The 25757-nt window shown below is 62.1% G+C and carries 21 protein-coding genes and 1 rRNA gene; 14 read left to right on the plus strand and 8 right to left on the minus strand.

Annotated features, from left to right (window positions below; all coding sequences use genetic code 11):
- The 10 genes from rrf to WM94_RS14765 all read left to right on the plus strand — a co-directional run.
- Window positions 1-102 (plus strand): 5S ribosomal RNA (gene rrf, locus WM94_RS14720); the annotation flags it as partial.
- Between the two features lie 391 nt (window positions 103-493).
- Window positions 494-2137, plus strand: coding sequence for an acetolactate synthase large subunit (locus WM94_RS14725; protein ID WP_061551533.1), 1644 nt, complete (start codon window positions 494-496; stop codon window positions 2135-2137).
- Between the two features lie 144 nt (window positions 2138-2281).
- Entirely contained in the window at window positions 2282-4219 is a 1938-nt protein-coding gene (locus tag WM94_RS14730; protein ID WP_061551534.1) for an FAD-dependent oxidoreductase, read from the plus strand.
- A gap of 144 nt (window positions 4220-4363) precedes the next feature.
- Window positions 4364-5260, plus strand: coding sequence for a nitrilase family protein (locus WM94_RS14735; RefSeq protein ID WP_013973899.1), 897 nt, complete (start codon window positions 4364-4366; stop codon window positions 5258-5260).
- A gap of 10 nt (window positions 5261-5270) precedes the next feature.
- Window positions 5271-6425 (plus strand): hypothetical protein, encoded by a 1155-nt coding sequence (locus WM94_RS14740; protein ID WP_061551535.1) that lies wholly within the window; start codon window positions 5271-5273, stop codon window positions 6423-6425.
- Window positions 6422-7411, plus strand: a complete 990-nt coding sequence (locus WM94_RS14745) for an asparaginase (RefSeq protein WP_061551536.1) — start codon at window positions 6422-6424, stop codon at window positions 7409-7411. Before WM94_RS14740 ends, WM94_RS14745 begins: the two co-directional genes overlap by 4 nt.
- Window positions 7412-7502: 91 nt before the next feature.
- Window positions 7503-8054, plus strand: a complete 552-nt coding sequence (locus WM94_RS14750) for a UPF0149 family protein (RefSeq protein ID WP_061551537.1) — start codon at window positions 7503-7505, stop codon at window positions 8052-8054.
- Between the two features lie 220 nt (window positions 8055-8274).
- Window positions 8275-8904 (plus strand): glutathione S-transferase family protein, encoded by a 630-nt coding sequence (locus WM94_RS14755; protein ID WP_061551538.1) that lies wholly within the window; start codon window positions 8275-8277, stop codon window positions 8902-8904.
- 27 nt (window positions 8905-8931) lie between these two features.
- Window positions 8932-10968: a pyridoxamine 5'-phosphate oxidase family protein gene (locus tag WM94_RS14760; protein ID WP_061551539.1), complete on the plus strand. Its 2037-nt coding sequence runs from the start codon at window positions 8932-8934 to the stop codon at window positions 10966-10968.
- A gap of 173 nt (window positions 10969-11141) precedes the next feature.
- Entirely contained in the window at window positions 11142-12038 is an 897-nt protein-coding gene (locus WM94_RS14765) for a LysR family transcriptional regulator (RefSeq protein WP_013973893.1), read from the plus strand.
- A gap of 1 nt (window position 12039) precedes the next feature.
- Here the strand turns inward: WM94_RS14765 and WM94_RS14770 are convergent, their stop codons facing one another.
- From WM94_RS14770 to WM94_RS30785, 3 genes are all read right to left on the minus strand, one after another.
- A complete protein-coding gene (locus tag WM94_RS14770; RefSeq protein ID WP_177342390.1) occupies window positions 12040-12630 on the minus strand; it encodes a hypothetical protein in 591 nt (196 codons plus the stop codon).
- 72 nt (window positions 12631-12702) lie between these two features.
- Window positions 12703-13350, minus strand: a complete 648-nt coding sequence (locus tag WM94_RS14775; protein WP_247846458.1) for a hypothetical protein — start codon at window positions 13348-13350, stop codon at window positions 12703-12705.
- Between the two features lie 79 nt (window positions 13351-13429).
- Complete coding sequence (locus WM94_RS30785; protein ID WP_061551561.1) at window positions 13430-13630, minus strand: hypothetical protein; 201 nt, start codon at window positions 13628-13630, stop codon at window positions 13430-13432.
- A gap of 505 nt (window positions 13631-14135) precedes the next feature.
- Here WM94_RS30785 and WM94_RS14785 point away from each other — a divergent pair.
- Window positions 14136-14591, plus strand: a complete 456-nt coding sequence (locus WM94_RS14785; protein WP_061551542.1) for a hypothetical protein — start codon at window positions 14136-14138, stop codon at window positions 14589-14591.
- 472 nt (window positions 14592-15063) lie between these two features.
- Here the strand turns inward: WM94_RS14785 and WM94_RS14790 are convergent, their stop codons facing one another.
- From WM94_RS14790 to WM94_RS14800, 3 genes are all read right to left on the minus strand, one after another.
- Window positions 15064-15543, minus strand: a complete 480-nt coding sequence (locus WM94_RS14790) for a Bro-N domain-containing protein (RefSeq protein WP_061551543.1) — start codon at window positions 15541-15543, stop codon at window positions 15064-15066.
- A gap of 199 nt (window positions 15544-15742) precedes the next feature.
- Window positions 15743-16993, minus strand: coding sequence for a ribonucleotide-diphosphate reductase subunit beta (locus WM94_RS14795; RefSeq protein ID WP_024087598.1), 1251 nt, complete (start codon window positions 16991-16993; stop codon window positions 15743-15745).
- A 245-nt stretch (window positions 16994-17238) separates the two neighbouring features.
- A complete protein-coding gene (locus WM94_RS14800; RefSeq protein ID WP_013973842.1) occupies window positions 17239-20118 on the minus strand; it encodes a ribonucleoside-diphosphate reductase subunit alpha in 2880 nt (959 codons plus the stop codon).
- An 812-nt stretch (window positions 20119-20930) separates the two neighbouring features.
- Here WM94_RS14800 and WM94_RS14805 point away from each other — a divergent pair.
- Together WM94_RS14805 and WM94_RS14810 are read left to right on the plus strand one after the other, a co-directional pair.
- Window positions 20931-21629 carry a response regulator transcription factor gene (locus WM94_RS14805; protein WP_015271498.1) on the plus strand — a complete coding sequence of 233 codons (699 nt, stop codon included), beginning with the start codon at window positions 20931-20933 and terminating at the stop codon, window positions 21627-21629.
- On the plus strand, window positions 21626-23233 hold the full coding sequence (locus tag WM94_RS14810) for an ATP-binding protein (RefSeq protein WP_061551544.1): 1608 nt from the start codon (window positions 21626-21628) through the stop codon (window positions 23231-23233). Before WM94_RS14805 ends, WM94_RS14810 begins: the two co-directional genes overlap by 4 nt.
- A 3-nt stretch (window positions 23234-23236) precedes the next feature.
- Here WM94_RS14810 and WM94_RS14815 read toward each other — a convergent pair whose 3' ends face one another.
- Window positions 23237-23938, minus strand: a complete 702-nt coding sequence (locus WM94_RS14815) for a 4'-phosphopantetheinyl transferase (protein WP_061551545.1) — start codon at window positions 23936-23938, stop codon at window positions 23237-23239.
- Between the two features lie 177 nt (window positions 23939-24115).
- Complete coding sequence (locus WM94_RS14820) at window positions 24116-24907, minus strand: dienelactone hydrolase family protein (RefSeq protein WP_015271495.1); 792 nt, start codon at window positions 24905-24907, stop codon at window positions 24116-24118.
- A gap of 129 nt (window positions 24908-25036) precedes the next feature.
- Here WM94_RS14820 and WM94_RS14825 point away from each other — a divergent pair, with 129 nt between their 5' ends.
- Window positions 25037-25642: an outer membrane beta-barrel protein gene (locus WM94_RS14825; protein ID WP_061551546.1), complete on the plus strand. Its 606-nt coding sequence runs from the start codon at window positions 25037-25039 to the stop codon at window positions 25640-25642.
- Window positions 25643-25757 lie beyond the last annotated feature (115 nt).

Raw genomic sequence — 25757 nt, forward strand, 5'->3', positions numbered from 1 at the left:
AGCATTGGAACCACCTGATCCCATCCCGAACTCAGCAGTGAAACGATGCATCGCCGATGGTAGTGTGGGGTTTCCCCATGTGAGAGTAGGTCATCGTCAAGATTCATTTCGCAAAACCCCTATCTGCACATGCAGGTAGGGGTTTTGTCTTTGTGGTGCAAAAACTCCCAGGCCTGCACAACCCTCCTCTGTGGGAGCGGGCGCGTCGAGGCGTCGAACCGCCGCGAAACAGACGACGCGGTGTATGGCACCGGCTTCGCCGGTGTTCGCGGCAGTTCGACGCCTCGACTTGCCCGCTCCCACAACTCCTACTCTGAGCGCGCAATACCCAGGCTGCGAAAATATTCCCGTCACATTCACGTGACTTTCCCGCGTCCACCCTACGTCAAGACTTTGGTTCGGGGCACTCCTGGCCCCGGGCTGAGCGATGCCAGCGTACCGTGCTGCGCATTTCCGGACTTCCACCGTCCCATCACTTGAGGTAGCAAGCAAGATGGCCAAGGCCGCCGATGTCGTTGTGCAATGCCTGGAAAACGAAGGTGTCGAGTATGTATTCGGTATTCCCGGTGAAGAAAACCTCGATCTGCTGGAATCCCTGCGCAAGTCGAAGATCAAGCTGGTACTGACTCGCCACGAGCAGTCCGCAGGCTTCATGGCTGCCACCTATGGTCGCCTGACCGGCAAGACCGGCGTCAGCCTGTCGACCCTCGGCCCTGGCGCTACCAACCTGGTCACCGCCAGTGCCTACGCCTACCTGGGCGGCATGCCGATGATGATGATCACCGGCCAGAAGCCGATCAAGAAGTCCAAGCAGGGCCGCTTCCAGATCATCGACGTTTGCGGCATGATGGACCCCATCACCAAGTACACCCACCAGTTCGCCTCCGCCGACAACATCCCGGCCCGTATGCGCGAAGCCTTCCGCCTGGCCGAAGAAGAGAAGCCGGGTGCCGTGCACCTGGAGCTTCCGGAAGACATCGCCGCCGAGCAGACCGAAAGCCTGCCGATTCCGCCTAGCCTGAGCCGCCGCCCGCTGGCCGAGCACAAGGCCATCGAAGCCGCCGTGGAAAAACTGCAGAAAGCTCGCAACCCGATCCTGGTGATCGGCGCCGGCGCCAACCGCAAGATGACCGCCAAGGTCCTCAAGCAACTGATCGACAAGACCGGTATCCCGTTCATCACCACCCAGATGGGCAAAGGTGTGGTCGACGAGCGCCACCCGCGCTTCCTGGGCAACGCCGCACTGTCGTCGGGTGACTTCGTGCATCGCGCCGTCGAAGCCGCCGACCTGATCGTCAACATCGGCCACGACGTGATCGAGAAGCCGCCGTTCTTCATGGTCCGTGGCGGCACCGAAGTCATTCACATCAACTTCCGCTCCGCCGAAGTCGATGCCGTGTACTTCCCGCAGGTTGAAGTGATCGGCGATATCGCCAATGCCGTATGGCAGATCAGCGAAGCGCTGACCGACACCACACACTGGGACTTCACCCGCCTGATGGCGATCCGTGAAGCCAACGAAGCACAGATCGCCGAAGGTGCAGACGACAACCGCTTCCCGGTCTACCCGCAGCGCATGGTCGCCGACATCCGTCGCGTGCTGCCGTCCGAAGGCATCGTTGCCCTGGACAACGGCATCTACAAGATCTGGTTCGCCCGCAACTACAAGGCGCACAAGCCGAACACCGTGCTGCTGGACAACGCCCTGGCGACCATGGGCGCCGGCCTGCCATCGGCCATGGCCGCGCACCTGGTGCACCCGGACCGCCCGGTGATCTCAGTTTGCGGCGACGGCGGCTTCATGATGAACCGCCAGGAGCTGGAGACTGCGGTACGCCTGGGCATGCACATCACCGTGGTGATCCTGCGTGACGACGGCTACGGCATGATCCGCTGGAAGCAGGCGAACATGGGCTTCACCGATTTCGGCCTGGACTACGGCAACCCGGACTTCGTCAAGTACGCCGAAGCCTACGGTGCCAACGGCCACCGCGTGGAAAGCGCCGAAGGCTTGCTGCCGCTGCTGGAGCACTGCATCAAGACCCCGGGCGTGCACGTGATCGACTGCCCGGTCGATTACAGCGAGAACGACCGCATCCTCAATAGCGAGCTGCGTGAGCGCGCGCTGGCGGTGTAAGGTGTAACGGCTTTATTGACATCAACCGGGCCACCACAGATATCTCCCGATCCTGTGGTGGCCAGTTGGTGCTAATTAACAACCTCCTCACGCATCTCTTGATTGATCATTCTCATGTTCCCAACTCATTGAGAACACGAGACCATGACCATCGGCTCAACACACAACCATCCTGCTGATCTGGCTATCGAGCCATCCCTGTCCGTAAAGCCATGGGCTGCGCGTTACCCTAACCCTCCTGATCTTTGCTTTGATTATCGCCGTCTACTCGAACAAGAGGGCGGAGTTGCATACGCCACTCAGCCGGATCACCGGATCTGTATTGTCGGTGCTGGTGTTACCGGGCTGACTGCAGCCCGGGAATTGCTTCGTTGCGGCTTTACCCATATCACCTTGATCGAGCAGTCCCGGCGTGTGGGTGGGCGCCACCTCACGCTGGTGAGTAACGCAGGAAATCACAAACAGCCTGTAACCCCTTTTGAAATGGGGGCCATGCGCATGCCGTTCTTCAACAGGACTGGTGAGCCCCCAAAAGATGGGCGTTCGCTTATGGCCTATTACGCCAAGCTGTTCGAGCTACGAATTTCCAATTTTCCAAATCCAGGGACACCTTGGGTGAATGCCACTGGAATATATCTTCGTGACGGGCAATTAGAGGGTGAGAGAGACCCTGAGCTGTTGGTCTGGCGCAATCCCGAAGGAACGACACCACCCCCTTCTGCGACGCTTCAGCAGGTCTACGATAAATGGCGCCATTTTGCGGAGCAGTTCGCCGAGCGTATTGCTGCGGTTTATGGCACTTATGGTTGGGAGTCGATGTGGTCGGCGATCGTCAAGCGCTATCATCGAATATCGTTTAGAGATCTGGTGCGTTTACCCGCTCTTACTGCTTGGGACCCCGCAACCCCTGGTGATTTTGGCGGGCTAGGCATGAGTGGCGACGAGTCGGCCATCTTCTATGCAATCGGTATTGGAGATGGTAGCTGGGGAGCGTTTTATGACGTCTGCTGCCTTTACCCGCTGCGTACAGCAATCTTTGGTTTCAGCAGTCATTTGCAGTTGGTGCATGGGCGTGTTGACCAGGACGGTGTGCCTTACGCTGCGCCCCATCTTGAAGCCAGCAGCGTCCCTGACAGTAAAGGATTGATGTTTCAGGGGCCAGCCTATATCGGGCTTGCGGCGATGGACGAAAGCCTCATGTTTCTGGACGTCGGGATGGGCGGTTCCTCGCTGTATGACCACCTGCTGCAACGAGATGATGGGTTACTGACTGACACTTCGGTCTGTTCCCTACAAAAGCTGGAGGATGGTCGCGTACGGGTCGGATACCGTTGGCATTGCAGTGATCCGGTGCAGGGGAACGTCCAATACGAAGACTTCAACAGCGTGATCTTGACCATTCCTTCCTGGCTGATCGAAACCAACATCCGCCTCGACGGTTTCAGCCGTCAGATATTGCCGCAGACGATCATGGATGCCTGGAAGCATGCTCACTGGGAGACAAGCTGCAAGGTCTATGCCCCGCTGAATAAGAGCTTCCTGGACCGCAACCCAGCTTTTCCGCAAATCCTGGTCACTGACAGTTTCGTTCACGATGTCTATGCCTACCGCTACAACGACCATTACGCTGATGACTGCATCCTGCTCAGTTACACCTGGGAAGACGATGCAACGAAACTGGCCGCGTTCTCAGATGAAGAACTGGGCGACAAGTGCGTGAAGGAACTCGATCGGATCCTCCTTAGCTGCAGCAACGTGGCTGAACCCATATCGCCTTATATCGATACCCGAAACATTCGCATACAGCGTTGGATGACTGATCGAAACGCGCTTGGTTGCGCAAAGTTGTATCGGGCTGGGACCTATTACGATGCAGTGAGCTTGATGAAGTACAACCGTGATCTGAGTGCCAGCTCAGGGTTGTATCTGGCTGGAGAGTCCTTCTCTGTTGACGCCGGCTGGACCGAGCCGTGTTTACGCACGGCGCTTGATGTGGTCATCAACCTGTGCAACAGAACATCGGCATCGTTCAATGGTGGCTTTACCCTGAACCACTACCCACATTATCAAGTTGGGAAATAGCTGCATCCGGGCGTTTTTGTAGGGAGTTTCCTACTGGAACACCTCTCTTGTCCTTCGATCCCATAGGAACTCCCCGACTGTCACTCCCCCGCCCAACCCCGCTTTACTGGCGCCCTTCCAAAACAACCATAAAAGGAAGCCGCCATGTCTGAACACTGCACGCCCGTCAGCCCCGTACGTATCGCTGTCATCCAGTACGACCCTCAGGTCGGGCTGGAGCATTGTGATGGCAACCTGAGCAAGGGCCTGGCATTGGCCCGGTGCGCGGCGCGTGAAGGCGCCAACCTGATCGTGCTACCCGAGTTGGCCAACACCGGCTACACCTTCCACACGCGTGCAGAGGCCTATGCCCACGCCGAAACGCTGGAGGAGGGGCGCAGCCTGAAAGCCTGGGCGGATTTCGCCAAGGAGTACCAGGTATATCTGGCTGCGGGTTTTGCCGAACGTGAGGGACTGAAACTTTTCGACAGTGCCATTCTGTTCGGTCCGCAAGGCTTGCTCGGGCATTACCGCAAGGCCCATCTGTGGAACCAGGAAAAGCTCTGGTTCACCCCTGGCGACCTGGGCTTCCCTGTGTTCGAGACACCGATCGGCCGTATCGGCCTGCTGATCTGCTGGGATATCTGGTTCCCGGAAGTGCCGCGGCTGATGGCTGCGCAAGGCGCCGACATCATCTGCAGCCTGAACAACTGGGTATGGACGCCACCACCACTGTTCGATGAATCAGGGCGCTGCATGGCGTCCTACCTGACCATGACGGCGGCACACGCCAACAACGTTTACATCGCTGCCGCCAATCGCATAGGTAGCGAGCGGGGCGGTCGCTTCCTGGGCTGTTCGCTGATTGCCGGTACCAATGGCTGGCCCATCGGCGAGGTGGCCAGTGCAGAGGAGGAGGGCATTCTCTACGCCGATGTCGACCTCAGCAGCGCCCGCTCGGCGCCGATCTGGAACAGCCTCAACGACTTGCCGCGGGACAGGCGCACCGACCTTTACGATGCGACGCTTGGCTATCGCCTTCATGCACCTATGCCCCGCTGAGGAGTTGCACATGAAAACGCTACTCTTCCCCAACCGGCAGCGTTCGTCGGTGTTGATCCTTGCCTGCCTGCTGGTGCTGCTGGCAGCCAGCCTTGTACAGGGCCAATGGCCGGACTACATGCAACTGGCCGCGACGCTCGATCAGCCGCTAAGCCGCCTGCGCTGGATAGTTGGTGATATCAGCGAAGTGGCCTTCTATAAGCACGAGTTGCCCGCCCTGGGCTTGCTACTGGGAGCTTGCCTGGCGCATTGGGCCCATGTGCATGGGTATCGCTGGCACGGCTTTGCCATCTGCTACGGCAGCGGACTATGGCCGTGGGTGTTCACCAGTTCGCTGCTGGGCTTGTTGCTCAGTCACGCGTTGTGGGGATGGACGTTGGCCAGTGGCACCTGGCAACCAACCTTCGTTGCTTTCGTATCCTTGCCAGCAGCCATGGTGCTGTTGTTTGGTGCGGGTTGGCAGGTGACCATCACCGGCGCACTGCTGGGAGCGCTGTTGGTAACACCAGCCAGCCTGTTGATGGTCAACTACCTGTGCTATCCCCTGCAGTTGCCGGTGGTAGTCGGCAACGTAGGTGGCATGGCGCTGGCAAGCGTGATTGCGTTCATGCTGTGTTGGCGCTTTCCATCATGGGTACGGCCCAGCCACCCGACCGCCGCACCTGAATCCGATGCGGCCCAGCCCGACTACGGTGTGGCCTGGACCTTGCGGCGTGTACTGGCCGATTTCAGCGAAGCGCCATTCTTTGGTAATGAACTGGCCAGCCTCGGGCTGCTGTTGGGGGTGTTCCTGGCATACATGCTGGCCCCCGCTGCGCCAGTCTACGGTTCGCTGCTGCTGATACCGCTGGTTGCCGGGCAGGCGCTGGCATCACTGGTGGGAGTCGTGTTCTGGCGTCGCCAATGGCAGGCGCGAGGCTGGTACCCCACTTACATTCCCATCGTCTCTATCGTACCTGCCGCTGTGCTCACCCACGGTGGAGACTGGCAAGTGGTCGTAGCCAGTGCAGTGCTGGGCGCGCTGGTAGCGCCACCGTTGGCAGTGGCCATCAGTCAGCGCTTGCCGGCCTACATGCATGGTTACATCGGCAATGTAGTGTCGATGGCCATCAGCACACTGGCGATCGTTCCGCTGGTCGGGCTGCTTGCTGGAGGTGGCGTATGAAAGCGCATGCAAACCTGCCCAAGTTGTCGATTGCCAGCCTTGGAGGGACGGTGAGCATGCGGGCAAGTGCGAGCGAATGCGGGGTGATGCCCAAGCTTGACTGCGATGAACAACTGGCCGAGTTGCCGCAACTGCGTGAGATGGCCCAGCTTGAAGCTGCCACTTTGGGTCTGCTCCCCAGTGCCTCGCTGGGCTTTGCGGCGATGCTCGAGGTGCTGGCCTGGGCCCGGGGCGAGGTGGCTCGCGGAGCACACGCGGTGATACTGACCCAAGGTACCGACAGCCTCGAGGAAACGGCGTATTTCCTCGATCTGCTCTGGCCGTTCGATGCGCCATTGGTAATGACCGGTGCCATGCGCGCGGCCAGCCAGCCGGGCAACGACGGCCCGGCCAACCTGCTGGCTGCGGCGCAGGTTGCACTGGCGCCGGGCAGCCGTGGGCGCGGCGTTCTGGTACTGATGAATGATCAGGTCCACTGTGCTGCAAGGGTTCGCAAGACGGCAAGCCTCGCGATGGCTGCATTCGAATCGCCCGGGTGCGGAGCGCTGGGCGATATTGTGGAAGGTGCTGTGGTATATCGTCAGCCATCTGGCCCACGAGAGGTGCTGCCGTTACCGCATCGCACCGGGCACCGGGTTGCAATGCTGGAAGCGTGCCTGGACGCAGATACGGCGTTGTTGAAGGCTACAGCGGCACTGGGCTACGAGGGGCTGGTCATCGCCGGTTTTGGTGCCGGCCACGTTTCCGGTAGCTGGTCCGAAGTGCTTGGCCATCTCGCGCCGACCTTGCCAGTGATTGTTGCTAGCCGCACAGGCAGTGGCCCAACAGCCACGGCCTCTTACGGTTTTGCCGGTGCCGAGATCGATCTGCAGAGCAAGGGGGTACATATGGCGGGGCAGTTGTGTCCGCGCAAGTGTCGCATTCTGCTATGGCTGTTGATCGGAACTGGCAGGCAGCAACTGCTGCATGGCTGGTTGCCACGTTAAGCAATCTGCCCGCAAAGCTGTAAGCGCGGGCAGCCCTTCTGGCGTTGCTGTGCTAGGGTGCACACACTTTTGCTTCCCAGGATGTTCACCCATGCTCCCCGCACTCAGCGAAAAAGAACTCGACCGCCTCGAAGACCTGTTGATCACCTACGGCAATGACTACTCGGTACTCAACCTGGCCGAGCTCAATGGCTTTTTCACTGCACTGGCCAGCTCACCGACCACTGTCACCCCGGAACAGTGGCTGCCCGCGGTGGCTGGCGGCAAGGTGCCGAAATTCAAGAAGCCGGCGCATGAAGAGGCGTATACGGCATTGATGCTGCGCTATGCCAGCCAGGTGGCGGAGGAGTTGGGGGACGACGTCGATCACTTCGAGCCGCTGTTCGAGGAAAGTGAAGGCGAGGCAGGCACGGTGGTCGTGATGGAGGAATGGTGCTTCGGCTATATGCGCGGCACCCAGGTCGCTGGCTGGGCCGAGCTGCCGCCGCAGCAGGACCGACTGCTCAAGGCCATTTCGCTGCATGGGCTGGAGGACAACTTCGAGCTGCTGGACCAGATGAGCGAAGAGGACATCCAGGCCTGTGTGCCGCAGGTGATCGAGGCTGCGCGTGGGTTGTTCCGGTATTTCAACAAGCTGCACTGATCTTGCACCTGCCTTGATAATACCGGCCAATATCGGTTTGTAGGAGCGGCCTTGTGTCGCGATAGGACCGCTCCTACACAGGGCATACGCGGATCTGGATACTTCCATTATTCCGCTCCGCGAAATTATGGTTTCCCCGCCACACGGATTCTGCTGCCAGCCGAACCGGTGCAGCATGTGCTCCACCAGCCCACCCCGGTGCTGATCAGGAGCCAAGCCCATGTCGAACCCGATCAAGCTTTACAACTTCCCCAAGTCCGGCCACGCCCATCGCATCGAGCTGATGCTTTCGCTGCTGAACCTGCCCACCGAGCTGGTGTTCGTCGACTTGGCCAAAGGCGCGCACAATCAGCCGGACTTCCTGGCCCTCAACCCGTTCGGCCAGGTCCCGGTCATCGACGACAACGGCACGGTGATCGCTGACTCCAATGCCATCCTGGTGTACCTGGCCAAGAAGTACGACAACGGCACCTGGCTCCCTGAGGAACCCGCTGCCGCCGCCCGCGTCCAGCGCTGGCTGTCGGTCGCTGCCGGCCCGTTGGCCTTCGGTCCTGCTGCCGCGCGTCTGGTCACGGTGTTCGGAGCCTCGTTCAACACCGACGAAGTGATTACCCGCGCCCATACCCTGCTGAAGGTGATCGACGCCGAGCTGGCCAAAACGCCCTTCCTGGCCGGTAGCACACCCACCATCGCCGATATCGCCAACTACTCCTACATCGCCCACGCACCGGAGGGCAATGTGTCGCTGGAGCCCTATGCCAACGTACGCAGCTGGCTGGCGCGGATCGAGGCGCTGCCGCGCTTCGTGCCCATGCCACGCACCGTGATCGGCCTGCAGACCAGCGCCTGATATCCCGCCACTGCGAGGAACGCCGCCATGCAACAGAACCCGGACCACCACTCCTCGCCCTGGCATGCGGGGGAGAAGACCCTGCAAGAAAAAGCCGGTGTCGCGGAGCGCATGGAGGCGTTCGGGCAGAAGGTCATTCGTGACTACATGCCCGACCAGCATCGTATTTTCTATCACCAGTTGCCGTTCATGGTCGCCGCCAGCGTGGACGCACTGGGGCGGCCCTGGGCAACGCTGCTGGAAGGGCCGGAAGGTTTCGTCAGCTCGCCGGACCCGCGCCAGCTGACGATCGACACTCAACTGCCAGCAGACGATCCCGCCACCCCGGGGCTGGCTGCCGGGCAGGCGGTCGGCCTGCTGGGGATCGAACTGCACACCCGCCGGCGCAACCGCCTCAACGGCCAGATCCACCAGGCCGGCGACGGGCAACTGCAGGTGACTGTGGAGCAGTCGTTCGGCAACTGCCCGCAGTATATCCAGCTGCGTGACTACACCCGTGTCGCGGAACCCGCCCAAGGGCGTGTCGATGCGACGACACTCGATGCCTCGGCTGTCAGCATGATCCAGGCAGCCGACACCTTCTTTGTCGCCAGCTATGTCGAGCATGTCGACGGCCAGCGTTCGGTGGACGTCTCCCACCGTGGCGGGCGGCCCGGGTTCATCAAGGTCGAAGGCAACCGCCTGACCATTCCCGACTATGCTGGCAACCTGCACTTCAACACCTTGGGCAACCTGCTGGTGAACCCGCAAGCAGGGTTGCTATTCATCGATTTCAGCAACGGCAACGTGTTGCAGCTATACGGGCATGCCGAGTTGCTGCTGGACAGCCCCGCCATCCAGGCGTTCGAAGGCGCCGAGCGCTTGTGGACGCTGGAGGTCGAGCAGGTGGTACGGCGCCCGGCTGCCGTTTCCCTGCGTTGGGCCTTCAAGGAGTACGCCCCGACCAGCCTGATGACCGGCACCTGGGCCGAGGCCGACATACGCCTGCAGCAACGCCAGCGGCAGCGCCAATGGCAGGCCTGGCGTGTGCTGCGGGTGGAGCAGGAAAGCCGTGATATCCGCTCGTTCTACCTTGAGCCTCCTGCTGGCAGTGCGATGGCCTTTGCGCCCGGGCAGCATGTTCCGGTGCAAGTCCAGCTCGACGGTGAGGCGGCGCTGATCCGCACCTACAGCCTGTCCAGCGCGCCTTCCGACGGTTACCTGCGCATCAGCGTCAAAGCCCAGGGTCGGGCCTCGCGGCACCTGCATGAGCACGTCGTGGCAGGCGATGTGCTGAACGTGCGCTCGCCGATGGGCAGCTTCACGCTGGACCAGCAGAGTACGCGGCCGCTGGTGCTGATCTGCGCGGGTGTGGGTATCACGCCGTTACTGGCAATGCTGCGCGAGCAGTTGAGCAAGGGGCAGGCACGGCGCATTCATCTGTTCCATGGTGCGCGCAGCCTGGCCGACCTGCCGTTCCGTGAGGAACTGGCAAGTTTGCGGCAACAGGCCGGCGGCCTGCTGCACGTGTACCGCGCCCTGAGCCAGCCGGAAGAGCATGCGCTGACGGGGCGTGATTACGAGTTTGCCGGTCGGCTGGGTATCGAGCAGGTCAAGGCGACGCTGGCGCTGGACGACTACGATTTCTACCTGTGCGGCCCAGGCAGTTTTACCCAGGACCTGTATGAAGGGCTGCGCGGGCTGCATGTGCCGGATGCGCGGATTCATGCCGAAGCCTTTGGCCCGTCAACGCTCCGGCGGCACACCGACGATGACCAGCCCACCCTGCAACAGCCGTCCGCGGCCAGTGAGCCGGTGCCGGTGTACTTTGCGGCTTCGGCGAAAGAAGCGCGCTGGGCGCCCGGTAGCGGGACGCTGCTGGAGCTGGCCGAGGCTCGCGGATTGTCGCCGGAGTTCAGTTGCCGAGGTGGGTCGTGTGGTACCTGCAAGACCCGGTTGGTCAGTGGCCGGGTGCATTACCCGTATCCGCCGGCGGAAATGCCGGAAAGTGGGACTGCGCTAATCTGTTGCGCGATACCGGCGCGGGTGGAGGAGGGAGGGCAGGCGTTGGTACTGGATATCTGATATGCCTTTACCGACTCATCGCCGGCAAGCCAGCTCCCACAGGTACTCCACCGTTGCCGAAACCTGTGGAGTACCTGTGGGAGCTGGCTTGCCGGCGATGAGGTCAGAACAGGCAACACAAAACGCCCAGATGAAAGATAATCCCGGCACTTCATAGCCTCCCAGGAACCCGCATGGACCAGATCCACCTGATGAAGGTGTTCGTCGCCGTAGGCGAGCTGGAAAGCTTCGCCGCCGCTGCCCGCCGCCTGGACATCTCCCCAGCTGCGGTCACCCGTGCCGTCAGCGCCCTGGAGGATCAGCTGGGGGTCAAGCTGCTGCTGCGCACCACCCGCAGCGTACGCCTGACCGAAGCCGGTGGCCGCTACCTGGAAGACACCCGGCATATCCTCGCCAGCATCAACGAGGCCAACGAAGCCGCCGCCGGCATCAACGCCACGCCCAAGGGCGACCTGGCCGTCACCGCGCCTATCCTGTTCGGCAAGAAGTTCGTCATGCCGTGCATCGTCCACTACCTGCAGCAGTACCCCGAGGTCGACGTTTCCGCCTACTTCCTCGACCGCATCGTCAACATGGTCGAAGAGGGCATGGATGTGGCCGTTCGTATCGGCCCCTTGCCCGACTCCGGGCTCAAAGCACTGCGGGTGGGCAGGGTCCGGCGCATGCTGTGCGCCTCTCCCGAGTACCTGGCGCGCCACGGCGTGCCGAAGCACCCGTCCGACCTGGCGGAGCATGCGGTGATCGGCACCACCAACCTGTCGCCGCGAGCCGGCTGGCGTTTCGGGGTGACCGATGAGCCGACTCTGGTGCGCATGAAGCCTCGCTTGATGGTGACCAGCAATGACGGGGCAATCGCTGCCGCCAGCGGCGGGTTGGGCATTGCCCGCCTGCTGTCGTATCAGGTCGCGGATGAGGTGGCCAGTGGGCAGTTGCAGGTGATCCTTGCCGAATACGAAGAGGCGCCGTGGCCAATCCATATACTGCACCGGGAGAGCAAGTACGGTTCGGCCAAGGTCCGCGCCTTCATTGACATGCTGGCGCAGGCGCTGAGGGCTCGGCAGCTGGACTGATTCAACCGAGCAGGGTGAATGTAAAGCAACCTGGGCACTGCTGTTCCAGCCACTCCTTGGCGCGTTCGCTCAGGAAATACCCACGATAGACATCCCCTTTGAATAAATCGGCTTGCTCGTCGGCCTTGAGCACCTTGAGATACTGGCCGAGGTCGGCAGGGTCATGCTGCGGGTCCTTGAGCAGGTTGAGCTTGCCCACCACGAATGCCTGCCAGTACTCCGGCATACGTGCGGCAAGCTCAGGGTCATGGGGCAGGGAATCGATGATCCAGGTTGGCTCGCCTTCCAGATCGAGGTATTCGGTAATGGGTTTGCTGGTATCCCAGTGCAGCCAGTCGATGTGCACGATATGGGTCTTCTCCAGGTGCTCGTAACGCCCGACCCCCTTCAGCCCGCTTTTTTCCAGGGCTTCCTTGACCGGCTGGGTGAGCACCAGAGAACCCGAACGTATGTAGGCGGCCGGGGTATACGGGCCGGCCCGCTTGATGCTGTCTACATCGGTATCTTCGTCCCAGGCGATCATGCCCTGGACCAGTGCCGCGCCCCAGTCTCCCCAGGGCGCTGGCGCGTTGTCTAAATGGTAGATATTCATACCAGGCCCCCGAGATCTTGCCATTCGTGCCGTAGCTATGTTCATGGGCGGGCCTTGATCCTGGCTGGTCATTCAGGCGAACTGAATGAAGAAGAAACCGGCGTCGTCGCCTTGCTTGCCACGGCGTGCCTGCATGTCCACGAACAGATAGCCGATACCTTCGCCGAACAGCCCCGCATGCTGAGGGCTGGCTTCGGCCACGTCAGCATCTATCAGTTGCATCATGAACATGTAGCGCATTGGTTCGTAGATCGTGTCCTGCATCCAGCAGGGCCTACCGCTGGGTTTGCTCAGGCCGATCCCGCTGTCCTCATCCTGATGTTCCTCGTCATGCTCTTCGTCAGTCATTTCTTCGAAATCGATGAACGCTCGCTCCAGCAGCAAGGGGGGATTGGCGGGCTCCAGCGGCTGGCTGGCGAGTTCGTGCAGGATGACCCGGGCAAAGCCGCTGCTGACGATGTTCAGCAGTTCGACTTGTTGATTGACCGTATAGCGACGCTGGAGAGGGCGGCTGAAACTGCCATCCTGATGTTGCTCGACGGCGAGGAAAACCGTGATGGCCATGCCTGGTGGGACGAACATGGCCGGTTGGAAGTGCTCGCTCAGGGTCAGGATGGGCGTCAGCAACATGCCGGTTTCAGGGTTTCTCGGCCACAAGGAGAGGTCCTTGAGCAAAGCCGCGCCACCGATCTGGCCGAAGCCGCGATCTTGTTGGGACAAGAGGATTTTCTTCATGGCTGGTAACACCCTTTGCGCTTGCGGACGACCTGGCGTAGCGACGGCTAGTCAGCGATTTCGGTTACCACCCGAACAGCCCTACGAAGTTTTTCTGGTCCACAGGGCCGCTTGAGCAACTGGCGCCACGTGCCAGGATGGAAGGCTCGAGGCGGTTGCCCACCTGGCGAACAGCCTGGTACTGGCTATCGCAACCTCCGGGCAGCGACGGGGCTGGCTGCACATGGCTGACAATGATGATCTGCACACCATTGAACTGTTCCACGCGAGGCTTGCCTCCATCCCTATCCGGGCTGAATTGGCAGGGCCAGGGCATGTCCAACTCTAGCAGTGATGCATCGGAGCTGCGCAGTGCGCAACGACCTTCGTGGTTCACAAGTGCAAGCTTGTGCCCGGCAAGGATAACTTCAGGCCCCGCATTCGATGACGGGGCGGGCGCCTGCGCGCATGCATTCAGGGCGATTGCAGCCAGCAGCGTCGGCAGGGCTTTGGACACACGCTTCATTTCAGTTCCCCAGAACCGGCCTGCGGGAACAGCGCTGAAAGCAACGGCGATTCATTCACCAGAATTCGATCTCCTATCGGCCCTGGGGAGGGCGTGTGCCTGTGCGGAGTTGTTAATATGCACAGGTGCGAAACTTACATAAAGTGCCAAAGTGATATCGCGCTGGCAGGCACTTCGAAGTCGGGTTTTATGGTTTATTCATTCGCAATTGTCAAGGTAAGCTAGCCGCGCTCTACGGTTTTCAAGGACGACAGTGCTCACTCATATGAATGGATCGAAGTTTCAAAAGGGTCAGGAACTGCAAAGATTTCTTTCCCGCTATTTCGGCGTTTTCATCGCCGAGTTCCTGCTGTCCTGCTTCGCCATTGGCGGCAGTGTTTCACTGGTGTTCTCCACCTGGCTGCGCAGCCCGGACCGGTCGCTGTCGGTGCTGGCACTGGCGCTGGCAGGGGCGCTGAGCGCCGCTTCGCATATCGCCATGGTGCGGGGCTATGCATGGGGCGTGCAGGGGCTGATCGGCCTGAACGGGCTGGCCGTGTTGGCCGCGCTGCCGAGCTACGCTTACCGGCCGCACATGGGCGGCTACGTCTCGGTTTTGCTGTTCGGGCTGCTGGCCTTGCTGGTCATCAATACCCAGCGCTACCGGGAAATGCGCGTGCGCCTGGTGGGCTACCGGGACATTCGCTGGGCCAACCGGCAGGCGGCGAAAGCTGCCAAGTAACATTTTTGCTGGTGTAGCGAGGCTTCTGTATGAATGTGCGCCGCGCGGTGTATGGCACCGGCTGCGCCGGTGTTCGCGGCCACGACCGCTCCCACAGGTACAGCGTGATCCCGAAGCCTGCGCAGTACCTGTGGGAGCGGGCAAGCCCGCGAAGCAGGCGACGCAGTGGATGGCACCGGCTGCGCCGGTGTTCGCGGCCACGGCCGCTCCCACAGGTACAGCGTGAACCCGAAGCCAACGTAGTACCTGTGGGAGCGGGCAAGCCCGCGAAGCAGGCGGTGCGGTGCATGGCACCGGCTGCGCCGGTGTTCGCGGCCACGGCCGCTCCCACAGGTACAGCGTGAGCTCGAAGCCAGCGCATTATCTGTGGGAGCGGGTTCACCCGCGAAGAGGCCCGCCCCGGCAAACCTGCCGCTTAAACCCCATGCAACCGCAACGCCCGCTGCGCACACTCCCGCCAACTCAACTTCGGCTACTCTACCGGCGGCAGCTGTTGCACTTCCCCAGCCAGCACCACCGGCATATCCCGCATCCTCACCCAAGGCTCACTCTGCCAATACAACAACGTCGCGCTCTGTCCCCCAGGCCAGCACATCTGCCCCAGTCGCGGGACATCCTCCATCCCGTCCGCCTGCCGATCACGCAACACCGCCACCACCTCATGCGTCAGCCACCAACGCAGATGCCGGTTCTCCGGCACATGGTGATGCGCCAGCAAGGTATAGGCCCCGGACTCGCTGACCATCGTGGTTTCCTGGTACTTGCCATAGCGCAGCAACTGCACGGAGCGGTACTGATCTGGGTCTAGCTTGCGCATGCAGTGTTCGTCGTAGAAGTGACCACTCAGCCGGCCGAGTTCGTGGGCGCAAAACCAGGCTTGGGATTCGAGCCAGAGGGTGTGGAGGGGGCGGTTGCGGTGGGTGAAGAGGGTAGGTGTATTGAAACTGTCCATATTGGCCATCCTGAATTGGAGAGCCGCTGCTAACGGGAACGGAATACCGCTGCGTGAGCGTTCTTAAGCGCCAACAGACGTTATCGCGACGATACAAAAGTCACAATGAGAACCTTGTAGGAAGCTTCCTCTTCGGCTTTTTTCCTGCCAATAAAAAAGGCTGCCAATCGGCAGCCTTCTCTATGCTTCGCTCGGATTATCAATCCCAGCTCAACGCCCCACCAGTCTGATACTCGATCACACGGGTCTCGAAGAAGTTCTTCTCTTTCTTCAAGTCCATGATCTCGCTCATCCAAGGGAACGGGTTGGTGGTCCCTGGGTACTCTTCCTTCAGACCAATCTGGGTCAGGCGACGGTTGGCGATGAACTTGAGGTAGTCTTCCATCATCGCTGCGTTCATGCCCAGCACGCCGCGTGGCATGGTGTCACGGGCGTATTCGATCTCCAGCTGGGTCCCTTGCAGGATCATCTGGGTCGCTTCTTCCTTCATCGCCGCGTCCCACAGGTGCGGGTTCTCGATCTTGATCTGGTTGATCACGTCGATACCGAAGTTCAGGTGCATCGACTCGTCACGCAGGATGTACTGGAACTGCTCGGCCACGCCGGTCATCTTGTTGCGGCGGCCCATGGACAGGATCTGGGTGAAGCCGCAGTAGAAGAAGATGCCTTCCAGCACGCAGTAGTAGGCGATCAGGTTGCGCAGCAGCTCTTTGTCGGTTTCGACGGTGCCGGTGTTGAATTCCGGGTCGGAGATGGCGCGGGTGTACTTCAGGCCCCAGGCGGCTTTCTTCGCTACCGACGGGATCTCATGGTACATGTTGAAGATCTCGCCTTCATCCATGCCCAGCGACTCGATGCAGTACTGGTAGGCGTGGGTGTGGATCGCCTCTTCGAAGGCCTGGCGCAGGATGTACTGGCGGCACTCCGGGTTGGTGATCAGGCGATACACGGCCAGGGCCAGGTTGTTGGCTACCAGCGAGTCGGCAGTGGAGAAGAAGCCAAGGTTGCGCATGACGATGCGACGCTCGTCTTCGGTCAGGCCGTCCATGCTCTTCCACAGGGCGATGTCGGCGGTCATGTTGACCTCTTGCGGCATCCAGTGGTTGGCGCAGCCGTCCAGGTACTTCTGCCAAGCCCAGTCGTACTTGAACGGTACCAGCTGGTTGAGGTCGGCGCGGCAGTTGATCATGCGCTTTTCGTCAACACGCACGCGGGCGCCGGAGCCTTCCAGCTCGGCCAGGCCTTCGGCGATGTCGAGGTCGTTCAGGGCAGCCTTGGCGCGTTTGACGGCGTCGGAGTCGTCGGCGGTGGCGGCACGGGCTTCCAGGGCGGCGGCACCACCGGCGCTGTCGAGTTTGTCGAGGGTGGCGGCGGCAGCGGCCTGCGCAGGGGTGTTGCCTTTGGCGGCTACTTCGCCGTCTTCTTTATCGAATTCGTCCCAGCTCAGCATGGTGAGATTCTCCTGCTTGAGGGCCATCTATCAAGTATGGCCGGTGGATCTTGGTTGCGGTGCGGTGCACGCAAATCTGAGGTGCCCGAAAGGGCCGGCCGCGGCTTTGTAGCCATGGCTTGTTGTGTCTGGCTGTGGAGAGGCGGCGGGAGTGCCGGCCTCATCGCGGGTGAACCCGCTCCCACAGGGTCCGCAGTGGTGCGGAAAACGCGTTGAGGCTTCCCGCAGGAAGCCTCGGCCTGGCCTTACTGGCAGGCTTCGCAGTCAGGCTCGTCGATCGCGCAGGCCTTCGGCACTGGCGCAGGGCCGGCTGCCTGGACCGGGGCGCTGTCGCCACCGCTGGAAACGGCGTTGAGCTTGCCGGTGTTGATGGTCGACTTCTCGGTGCTGGTCGCGGCCAGGGCACGGAGGTAGTAGGTGGTCTTCAGACCACGGTACCAGGCCATGCGGTAGGTCACGTCCAGCTTCTTGCCCGAGGCGCCGGCGATGTACAGGTTCAGCGACTGGGCCTGGTCGATCCACTTCTGGCGACGCGAGGCGGCATCGACGATCCACTTGGTCTCGACTTCGAACGCGGTGGCGTACAGGTCCTTCAGCTCTTGCGGGATACGCTCGATCTGCTGCACCGAACCGTCGTAGTACTTCAGGTCGTTGATCATCACCGAATCCCACAGGCCACGGGCCTTCAGGTCGCGGACCAGGTACGGGTTGATCACGGTGAACTCGCCCGACAGGTTCGATTTCACGTACAGGTTCTGGTAGGTCGGCTCGATGGACTGCGACACGCCGGTGATGTTGGCGATGGTCGCGGTCGGCGCGATGGCCATGATGTTCGAGTTACGAATACCTTTCTTGACGCGCTCGCGCACCGGGGCCCAGTCCAGGGACTCTTCCAGGTTGACGTCGATGTACTTGGCGCCACGGGCCTCGATCAGGATCTGTTGCGAATCCAGCGGCAGGATGCCCTTGGACCACAGCGAACCCTGGAAGGTCTCGTACGCACCGCGCTCGTCGGCCAGGTCGCAGGACGCCTGGATGGCGTAGAAGCTGACCGCTTCCATCGACTTGTCGGCGAACTCGACGGCAGCATCGGAGCCGTACGGAATGTGCTGCAGGTACAGCGCATCCTGGAAGCCCATGATGCCCAGGCCGACCGGGCGGTGCTTGAAGTTCGAGTTACGCGCTTGCGGCACCGAGTAGTAGTTGATGTCGATCACGTTGTCGAGCATGCGCACGGCGGTGTTCACGGTGCGTTGCAGCTTGGCGGTATCCAGCTTGCCGTCGACGATGTGGTTCGGCAGGTTGATCGAGCCCAGGTTGCAGACCGCGATCTCGTCCTTGTTGGTGTTCAGGGTGATCTCGGTGCACAGGTTCGAGCTGTGGACCACGCCCACGTGCTGCTGCGGCGAACGCAGGTTGCACGGGTCCTTGAAGGTCAGCCACGGGTGGCCGGTCTCGAACAGCATCGACAGCATCTTGCGCCACAGGTCTTTGGCCTGGATGGTCTTGAACACCTTGATCTTGTTGTACTCGGTCAGGGCTTCGTAGTACTCGTAGCGCTCTTCGAAGGCCTTGCCGGTCAGGTCGTGCAGGTCTGGTACTTCCGAAGGCGAGAACAGGGTCCACTTGCCGTCATCGAAGACACGCTTCATGAACAGGTCAGGGATCCAGTTGGCGGTGTTCATGTCGTGGGTACGACGACGGTCATCACCGGTGTTCTTGCGCAGCTCGATGAATTCTTCGATGTCCAGGTGCCAGGTTTCCAGGTAGGCACACACGGCGCCCTTGCGCTTGCCACCCTGGTTGACGGCAACGGCGGTGTCGTTGACCACTTTCAGGAACGGAACCACGCCCTGGGATTTGCCGTTGGTGCCCTTGATGTAGGAGCCCAGTGCACGCACAGGGGTCCAGTCGTTGCCCAGGCCACCGGCGAATTTCGACAGCATGGCGTTGTCGTGGATCGCGTGGTAGATGCCCGACAGGTCGTCCGGCACGGTGGTCAGGTAGCAGCTGGACAGCTGCGGGCGCAGGGTGCCGGCGTTGAACAGGGTCGGGGTCGAGGCCATGTAGTCGAAGGACGACAACAGGTTGTAGAACTCGATGGCACGGGCTTCTTTGTCTTTCTCTTCCAGCGCCAGGCCCATGGCCACACGCATGAAGAACACCTGTGGCAGCTCGAAGCGCACGCCATCCTTGTGGATGAAGTAGCGGTCGTACAGAGTCTGCAGGCCCAGGTAGGTGAATTGCTGGTCACGCTCGTGGTCGATGGCCTTGCCCAGGCGCTCCAGGTCGTAGCCTTTCAGGGCCGGGTCCAGCAGCTCGAACTCGACGCCTTTCTCGACATAGGCCGGCAGGGCCTTGGCGTACAGGTCGGCCATTTCGTGGTGGGTGGCGCTCTCGGCCACGTTCAGGAAGCCCAGGCCTTCGGCACGCAGGGTGTCCATCAGCAGGCGGGCGGTCACGAACGAGTAGTTCGGCTCGCGCTCCACCAGGGTACGGGCGGTCATCACCAGGGCAGTGTTGACGTCCTTGATGGCCACGCCGTCGTACAGGTTCTTCAGGGTATCGCGCTGGATCAGGTCGCCATCGACTTCGGCCAGGCCTTCGCAGGCTTCGCTGATAATGGTGTTCAGGCGGGCCATGTCGAGCGGCGCCAGGCTGCCGTCGGCCAGGGTGATGCGAATGCTCGGGTGCGGCTCGACCACGGACTCGGTGTTGACGCGGGTGGCACGCTCCTTGGCGCGCTGCTCACGGTAGATCACGTAGTCACGGGCGACCTTCTGCTCGCCGGCGCGCATCAGGGCCAGTTCGACCTGGTCCTGGATTTCTTCGATGTGGATGGTGCCACCCGATGGCATGCGACGCTTGAACGTGGCGGTGACCTGCTCGGTCAGGCGCGCGACGGTGTCGTGGATGCGCGACGAAGCGGCGGCGGTGCCGCCTTCAACTGCGAGGAACGCCTTGGTGATGGCCACGGTGATCTTGTCGTCGGTGTAGGGGACGACAGTGCCGTTACGCTTGATCACGCGCAGTTGGCCGGGAGCGGTGGCGGCCAGATCCTGGTTGGAATCGGCGGCCTGCGGCACCTTGGCCTGCGGGTTCTCGCGAGTTGTGTCGGTTTGCATGGGTGGGTGTCTCCACAGTTTCTATATTGTTCAGGCGCCTTTTGGGCGCCCACCGTTCCGTCCACTTGCTCGATGGCCTGGCGGGGATGGGCAATGCATGCGCATCCGCCCGCGCGGGCGTACCAACTTCGGGACAGACTCAGGAATAAGGGGCAATGGCTCGCCGCTCCCTGGCCGAAGTCAAAGGTTCTGGGCCGGGCCCAAAAACTGTTGCTGATGGATGCCAGGCCTGGCCTGCAACACCCATACCCGAACAAGGCCCTGGCGGGCTTGCCTCGGTCGCCTCCGCAGGAGCGGTTTGGCTGCTGGAATCACTTGAAGTTCACCCGAAAAATCGCTTGATTTTGCGGGTTGACTTTTGTGTGTGATTTTGCACGAAACCCTATATCTAGTGGTTCGCTGCGATCGGGATACAAGATAATGCGGTATCGGGGGCTTTGCAAGGCGAGCGCCTGTGGATAACTTGTGCGTACTTTGTGAGTGAATGGTGGGTATTCGCTGTAGGCCTTGTGCCAAGTGGTTTGCAGTATTTTTCTGCGTCTTGCAGCCCCGGGGCAGAATTTTTCGGGCGCGAACCCTATCACAAAAAACGGTTCAGTCGAGGGGCTGCTGGCAGGTTGGCAGTGCCCGGGGGCGGGACGTAGTATCCGAAGCAGATGTTGCCTTTTGGTTAAAGGGTTATGTTGCCTGCACCGGCCCCTTCGCAGCACAAGGCTGCTCCTACCGGGGAGCGCCATACCTTGTAGGAGCAGCCTTGTGCTGCGAAGGGGCCGGTGCAGGCAACAGAAGAACAACAAGATAAGGCACAAGCCATGGACCACCCCGCACCCCGCATTCTCATTGTCGAAGACGACCAGCGCCTGGCCGAGCTCACCGCCGAGTATCTGCAGGCCAACGGCTACGAAATCAGCGTCGAGGGCGATGGCGCTCGCGCCGCGCGGCGCATCGTCGACAGCCAGCCTGACCTGGTCATTCTCGACCTGATGCTGCCCGGCGAGGACGGTCTGAGCATCTGTCGTCGGGTGCGCAGCCAGTACCCCGGCCCGATCCTCATGCTGACCGCCCGCAGCGATGAACTCGACCAGGTCCAGGGCCTGGACCTTGGGGCCGATGACTATGTCTGCAAACCCGTACGCCCACGGCTCCTCCTGGCGCGTATCCAGGCACTGCTGCGGCGCAGCGAAGCACCGGACAGCAAGCGCCAGGACCTGGCCTTCGGCGCGCTGCGCATCGACAATCGCCTGCGCGAGGCGCGCCTGGGCGAACAGCTGATAGAGCTGACCGGCGCCGAATTCGACCTGCTCTGGCTGCTGGCCAGCAACGCCGGCCGGGTGCTGACGCGCGAGCAGATCTTCACCGCGCTACGTGGGGTCGGCTACGACGGGCAGGACCGTTCCATCGACATACGCATTTCCAAGATCCGCCCAAAGATCGGCGACGACCCGCTCCAGCCAAGGCTGATCAAGACCCTTCGCAGCAAGGGCTACCTGTTCGTCGGCGAGGCCCCATGAACAATTCGATCTTCCTGCGTATCTATGGCGGCATGCTGGCCGTGCTGGTGCTGGTGGCCCTGCTCGGTGTACTCAGCCTGCACCTGGTCAACGAAGTGCGTGCCGCCCAGCACCGAGAAGGCCTGGCCCAGGGCACCTTCAGCCTGATGGCCGACAACCTGGCGCTGCAGAACGATACCGAGCGAAAGCGCTCGCTGCTGATCTGGGAGCGCCTGCTCGGCGTGCCACTGGCGCTGCAGCCCATGACCGCGCGCACACTCGATGGCGGCCAGCGGGCGCGCCTGTACCGCGGCCTGGTGGTGGTCGAGAAGACTGGCCCGCATGCGGCCGAGGTGCTACGCAAGGTCGGCCAGGAAGACCTGATGCTTGTGGCGCAGATCAAACAGATCAGCGAGCAACTGGCGCGGGCCACCCTCTATCTGCTGGCCGACGAACTGGTGCGCTACCCGGTGACCGAACAGCAGCAGCGCCTGGCACAGATCAAGAAAGAGAAGGGCTTCGGCTTTGGCGTGGCCCTGCAGCGCATCGAGCGGGTGAGCCTGGACGATGACCAGCGGCGCCGGGTCGAGGAGGGCGACACGGTCATGGCCCTGGGCAAGGATGGCGACTCGATCCGTGTGTTCGCCGGGCTGGCGGGTTCGCCCTGGGTACTGGAAATCGGCCCGCTGTACCAGCTCAACCCCTATCCGCCGCAGTTGCTGATCCTGATAACCTTTCTTGGTCTGTGCCTGATCGGCCTGGTGGTCTACCTGCTGGTACGCCAACTGGAGCGGCGCGTGTCGGGCCTGGAGATTGCCGCCACGCGCATCGCCCAAGGCAGCCTGGACACCCGCGTGCCGGCCGGCGGCGCCGACTCGGTGGGGCGTCTGGCCGCGGCTTTCAACGGCATGGCCGAGCACCTGCAGCGCTCGCTGACCATGCAGCGCGAACTGGTGCGGGCGGTTTCCCACGAGCTGCGCACGCCAGTGGCACGTCTGCGCTTTGGCCTGGAGATGATCGAAAGTGCCACCACCGAGCAGGCCCGGGCCAAGCACCTGGCGGGCATGGACGGCGATATCCAGGACCTCGACAAATTGGTCGACGAGATGCTCACTTACGCCCGCCTGGAGCAGGGCGCACCGGCGCTGAAGTTCGAGCGGGTAGACCTGGACGCCTTGCTCGACCGGGTGATCGAAGAACTCGCGCCGTTGCGTGCCGAGGTAAGGGTGGTGCGCGGTGAGTGCCAGGGTGCCGATGGCGGAGGCGCCTGGGTCGAAGCCGAACCGCGCTACCTGCACCGGGCGCTGCAGAACCTGGTGGGCAACGCCATGCGCCACGCCGAGGCCGAGGTGCGCCTGAGCTACCAGTTGGGGCAGCAACGCTGCCGCATCGATGTGGAGGATGACGGCCCGGGGATCCCCGAGGGCGTCTGGGACCGTATCTTCACACCGTTCACCCGCCTCGACGACAGCCGTACCCGCGCTTCGGGCGGGCATGGCCTGGGCTTGTCGATCGTGCGGCGGATCATCTACTGGCACGCGGGCCGAGCCACAGTGGGGCGCAGCGCCGCGCTGGGTGGCGCCTGCTTCAGCCTGAACTGGCCACGGCAGCAGGCACCGCTGTGACGGTCAGACGCTGACCAGGCTGAGCAGGTGGCCGTCCTGCAGGCAGAACTGGCCCTGCAGTTCGGCGCCATGCCGCCACTGCGGCGACAGGTCGGTGAGCAGGCGCAGGCGGGCCAGGCCGTCGGCGGACCAGTCCAGCACTTCGGCGTGCTCGAAGTAGAAGCGCTGGCGGGTCAGCGGGTAGAGCGTCTTGAACAGGCTTTCCTTCAGCGAGAAGGTCAGGGTGACGGCAAGGCCGAGCTGGCGGTGGTCGAGGCGTTCGAGCTCGGGCGGGGTGAGGATTTCGCCCATCAGCCGCTCGGCACGCTGGTCATCCAGAAACGCTTCCTGATCCAGGCCCAGGCCCCGGCAACTGCCCTCGGCAGCAACCACGGCAGCAGCCCAGCCTTTACCGTGGGTGATCGAGCCGTGGATGCCGGCGGGCCAGATGGGTGAGCGGTCCTCGTGGGTGCCGGGCACGTAGTCACGGCCGTCCAGGCGCTGCAGCGCGGCGCGGGCACATACCCGGCCGGCCAGGTACTCGGCCTGGCGCTTGGCCACCGAGCGCTGCAGGCTGTCGCCTGGCACGACACCGGCGCGCTGGAAATCATCGGGTGCCAGGCGGGCGGGGTCGAAGGCGCAACTGACCAGCACCGCGCCGGGTAGGGGGCGGGGCAGGGGCCAGTGGTGCTGGAGCGGGGCGCAGCAGGCGGGAAGTGTGTTCATGGTGGGTATTGTGCCAGCCGAGGCGACGGTGTGGGAGATCGGATCGCAGGGGCTGCTTTGCAGCCCAATCGCCGGCAAGCCAGCTCCCGCAGGTACAGGGCACGGCCCAAGCTTTGCGCGGCCCCTGTGGGAGCTGGCTTGCCGGCGATTGGTCCGCAAAGCGGCCCCTCGCGTTGTTTACTTGAACACCTTCTTGAAGAACGCCTGCATATCCGCCCACGATCTTTCATCCGCCGCCTTGTTGTAGCCGATATCCGGCCCGCCATGCTCGCCATGGCTCAGCCGGTCTGCATCCGGGTTGGTAAACCCATGCTTGGCCCCTTCGATACTGACAAACTCATAGTTGACCTTGGCTGCATCCATCTCGGCCTTGAATGCCTCCACCTGCTGCTGAGTAACCATGCTATCTGCCGCGCCGTGCTCGACCAGGATCTCCGCGCGTACCACCCCAGGCCTGGCCGGGGTCTGGGTGGCCAGTGCGCCATGGAAGCTCACCACGCCGTCCAGTTTTTCGCCGCGGCGTGCGGCATCCAGTACCACCTTGCCGCCGAAGCAATAACCGACCGCCCCCAACTGGTGCTTGTTGGTGTTCGGCTGCAGTTTCAGTAGTTCGAGGCCGGCATCGAAGCGCCGCTCCGCGGCCTTGGGGTCTTTCATCGCTGCCGTCATGAATGCCTTGGCGTCGGCAGGGTGCTCGGTTTGCTTGCCGTCGCCATACATGTCGATGGCCAGGGCGTTGTAGCCCAGTGCTGCCAAGTCGCGGGCGCGGCGCTTGGCATAGTCGTTCAGCCCCCACCATTCATGCACCACGACAATGCCGGGGCGCTTGCCTTCGATGGCGTCGTCATAGGCGTAGTAACCGACCAGGCGATTGCCGTCGGCGTCCTGGTAGGGGATCTCGCGGGTTTGTACCGCCGCTTGGGCGAGGGCGGCGCTGCACATCAGGGTCAAGGCCAGCAGGGCGCGCATGGTCACTACTCCTTGTTCTTCAAACGGTTCGTTCAGCCGGGGTTCAGCCAGGGTTCAGTCGCGGTTCAGGGTGCCCTGCTTACTCTAGCTTCCAGACCGAAACAGCGCACTCAACTGGAGTATCCAGCCATGAAAACCTTCAACACCCTGCTTGCCGCCATGGCCGTCTGCGCCGCTGGCATCACCACCGCACAGGCCGCTGACGACAACTTCGCCAGCCTGACCTACGGCCAGACCAGCGACAAGGTTCGCAAGTCCGGCCTGCTGCAGCGCAACACCGACCACCTCAACGCCGACGGCATCATCGGCAAGGACGACACCTGGGGCGTGCGAGTGGGCAAGATCAATGACCAGGGCCGCTACTACATGTCTTACGACAATGTCTCGGGCGACCACAGCGGCCTGAAGCTGCGCCAGGAAAACCTGCTGGGCAGCTACGACCTGTTCCTGCCGGTGGGCGATACCACCAAGCTGTTCGGCGGCGGCAGCCTGGGCGTGACCAAGCTGACCCAGGACTCGCCGGGGGCCAGCCGGGATACCGACTACGGTTACGCCTATGGCCTGCAGGCCGGCGTGATCCAGGACATCACCGACAAGGCTTCTGTGGAACTGGGCTACCGTTACCTGCGTACCAATGCCGCCACCGAAGTGGGTGCGCACGGCGGGCCGAAGGACGGCACCCTGCGCCTGACCAGCAGCGCGCAGACCTACCTGGCTGCAAGCTACAAGTTCTGACGGGCGAGCCGGGTTATCCTGTACCGGCCTCTTCGCGGGTAAACCCGCTCCCACAGGGATCGCGCAGTTCTTCAAACCTGTGCAGTACCTGTGGGAGCGGGTTTACCCGCGAAAG

The organism is Pseudomonas sp. ABFPK (assembly GCF_001586765.1).
GTDB classification, from domain to species: domain Bacteria; phylum Pseudomonadota; class Gammaproteobacteria; order Pseudomonadales; family Pseudomonadaceae; genus Aquipseudomonas; species Aquipseudomonas asiatica.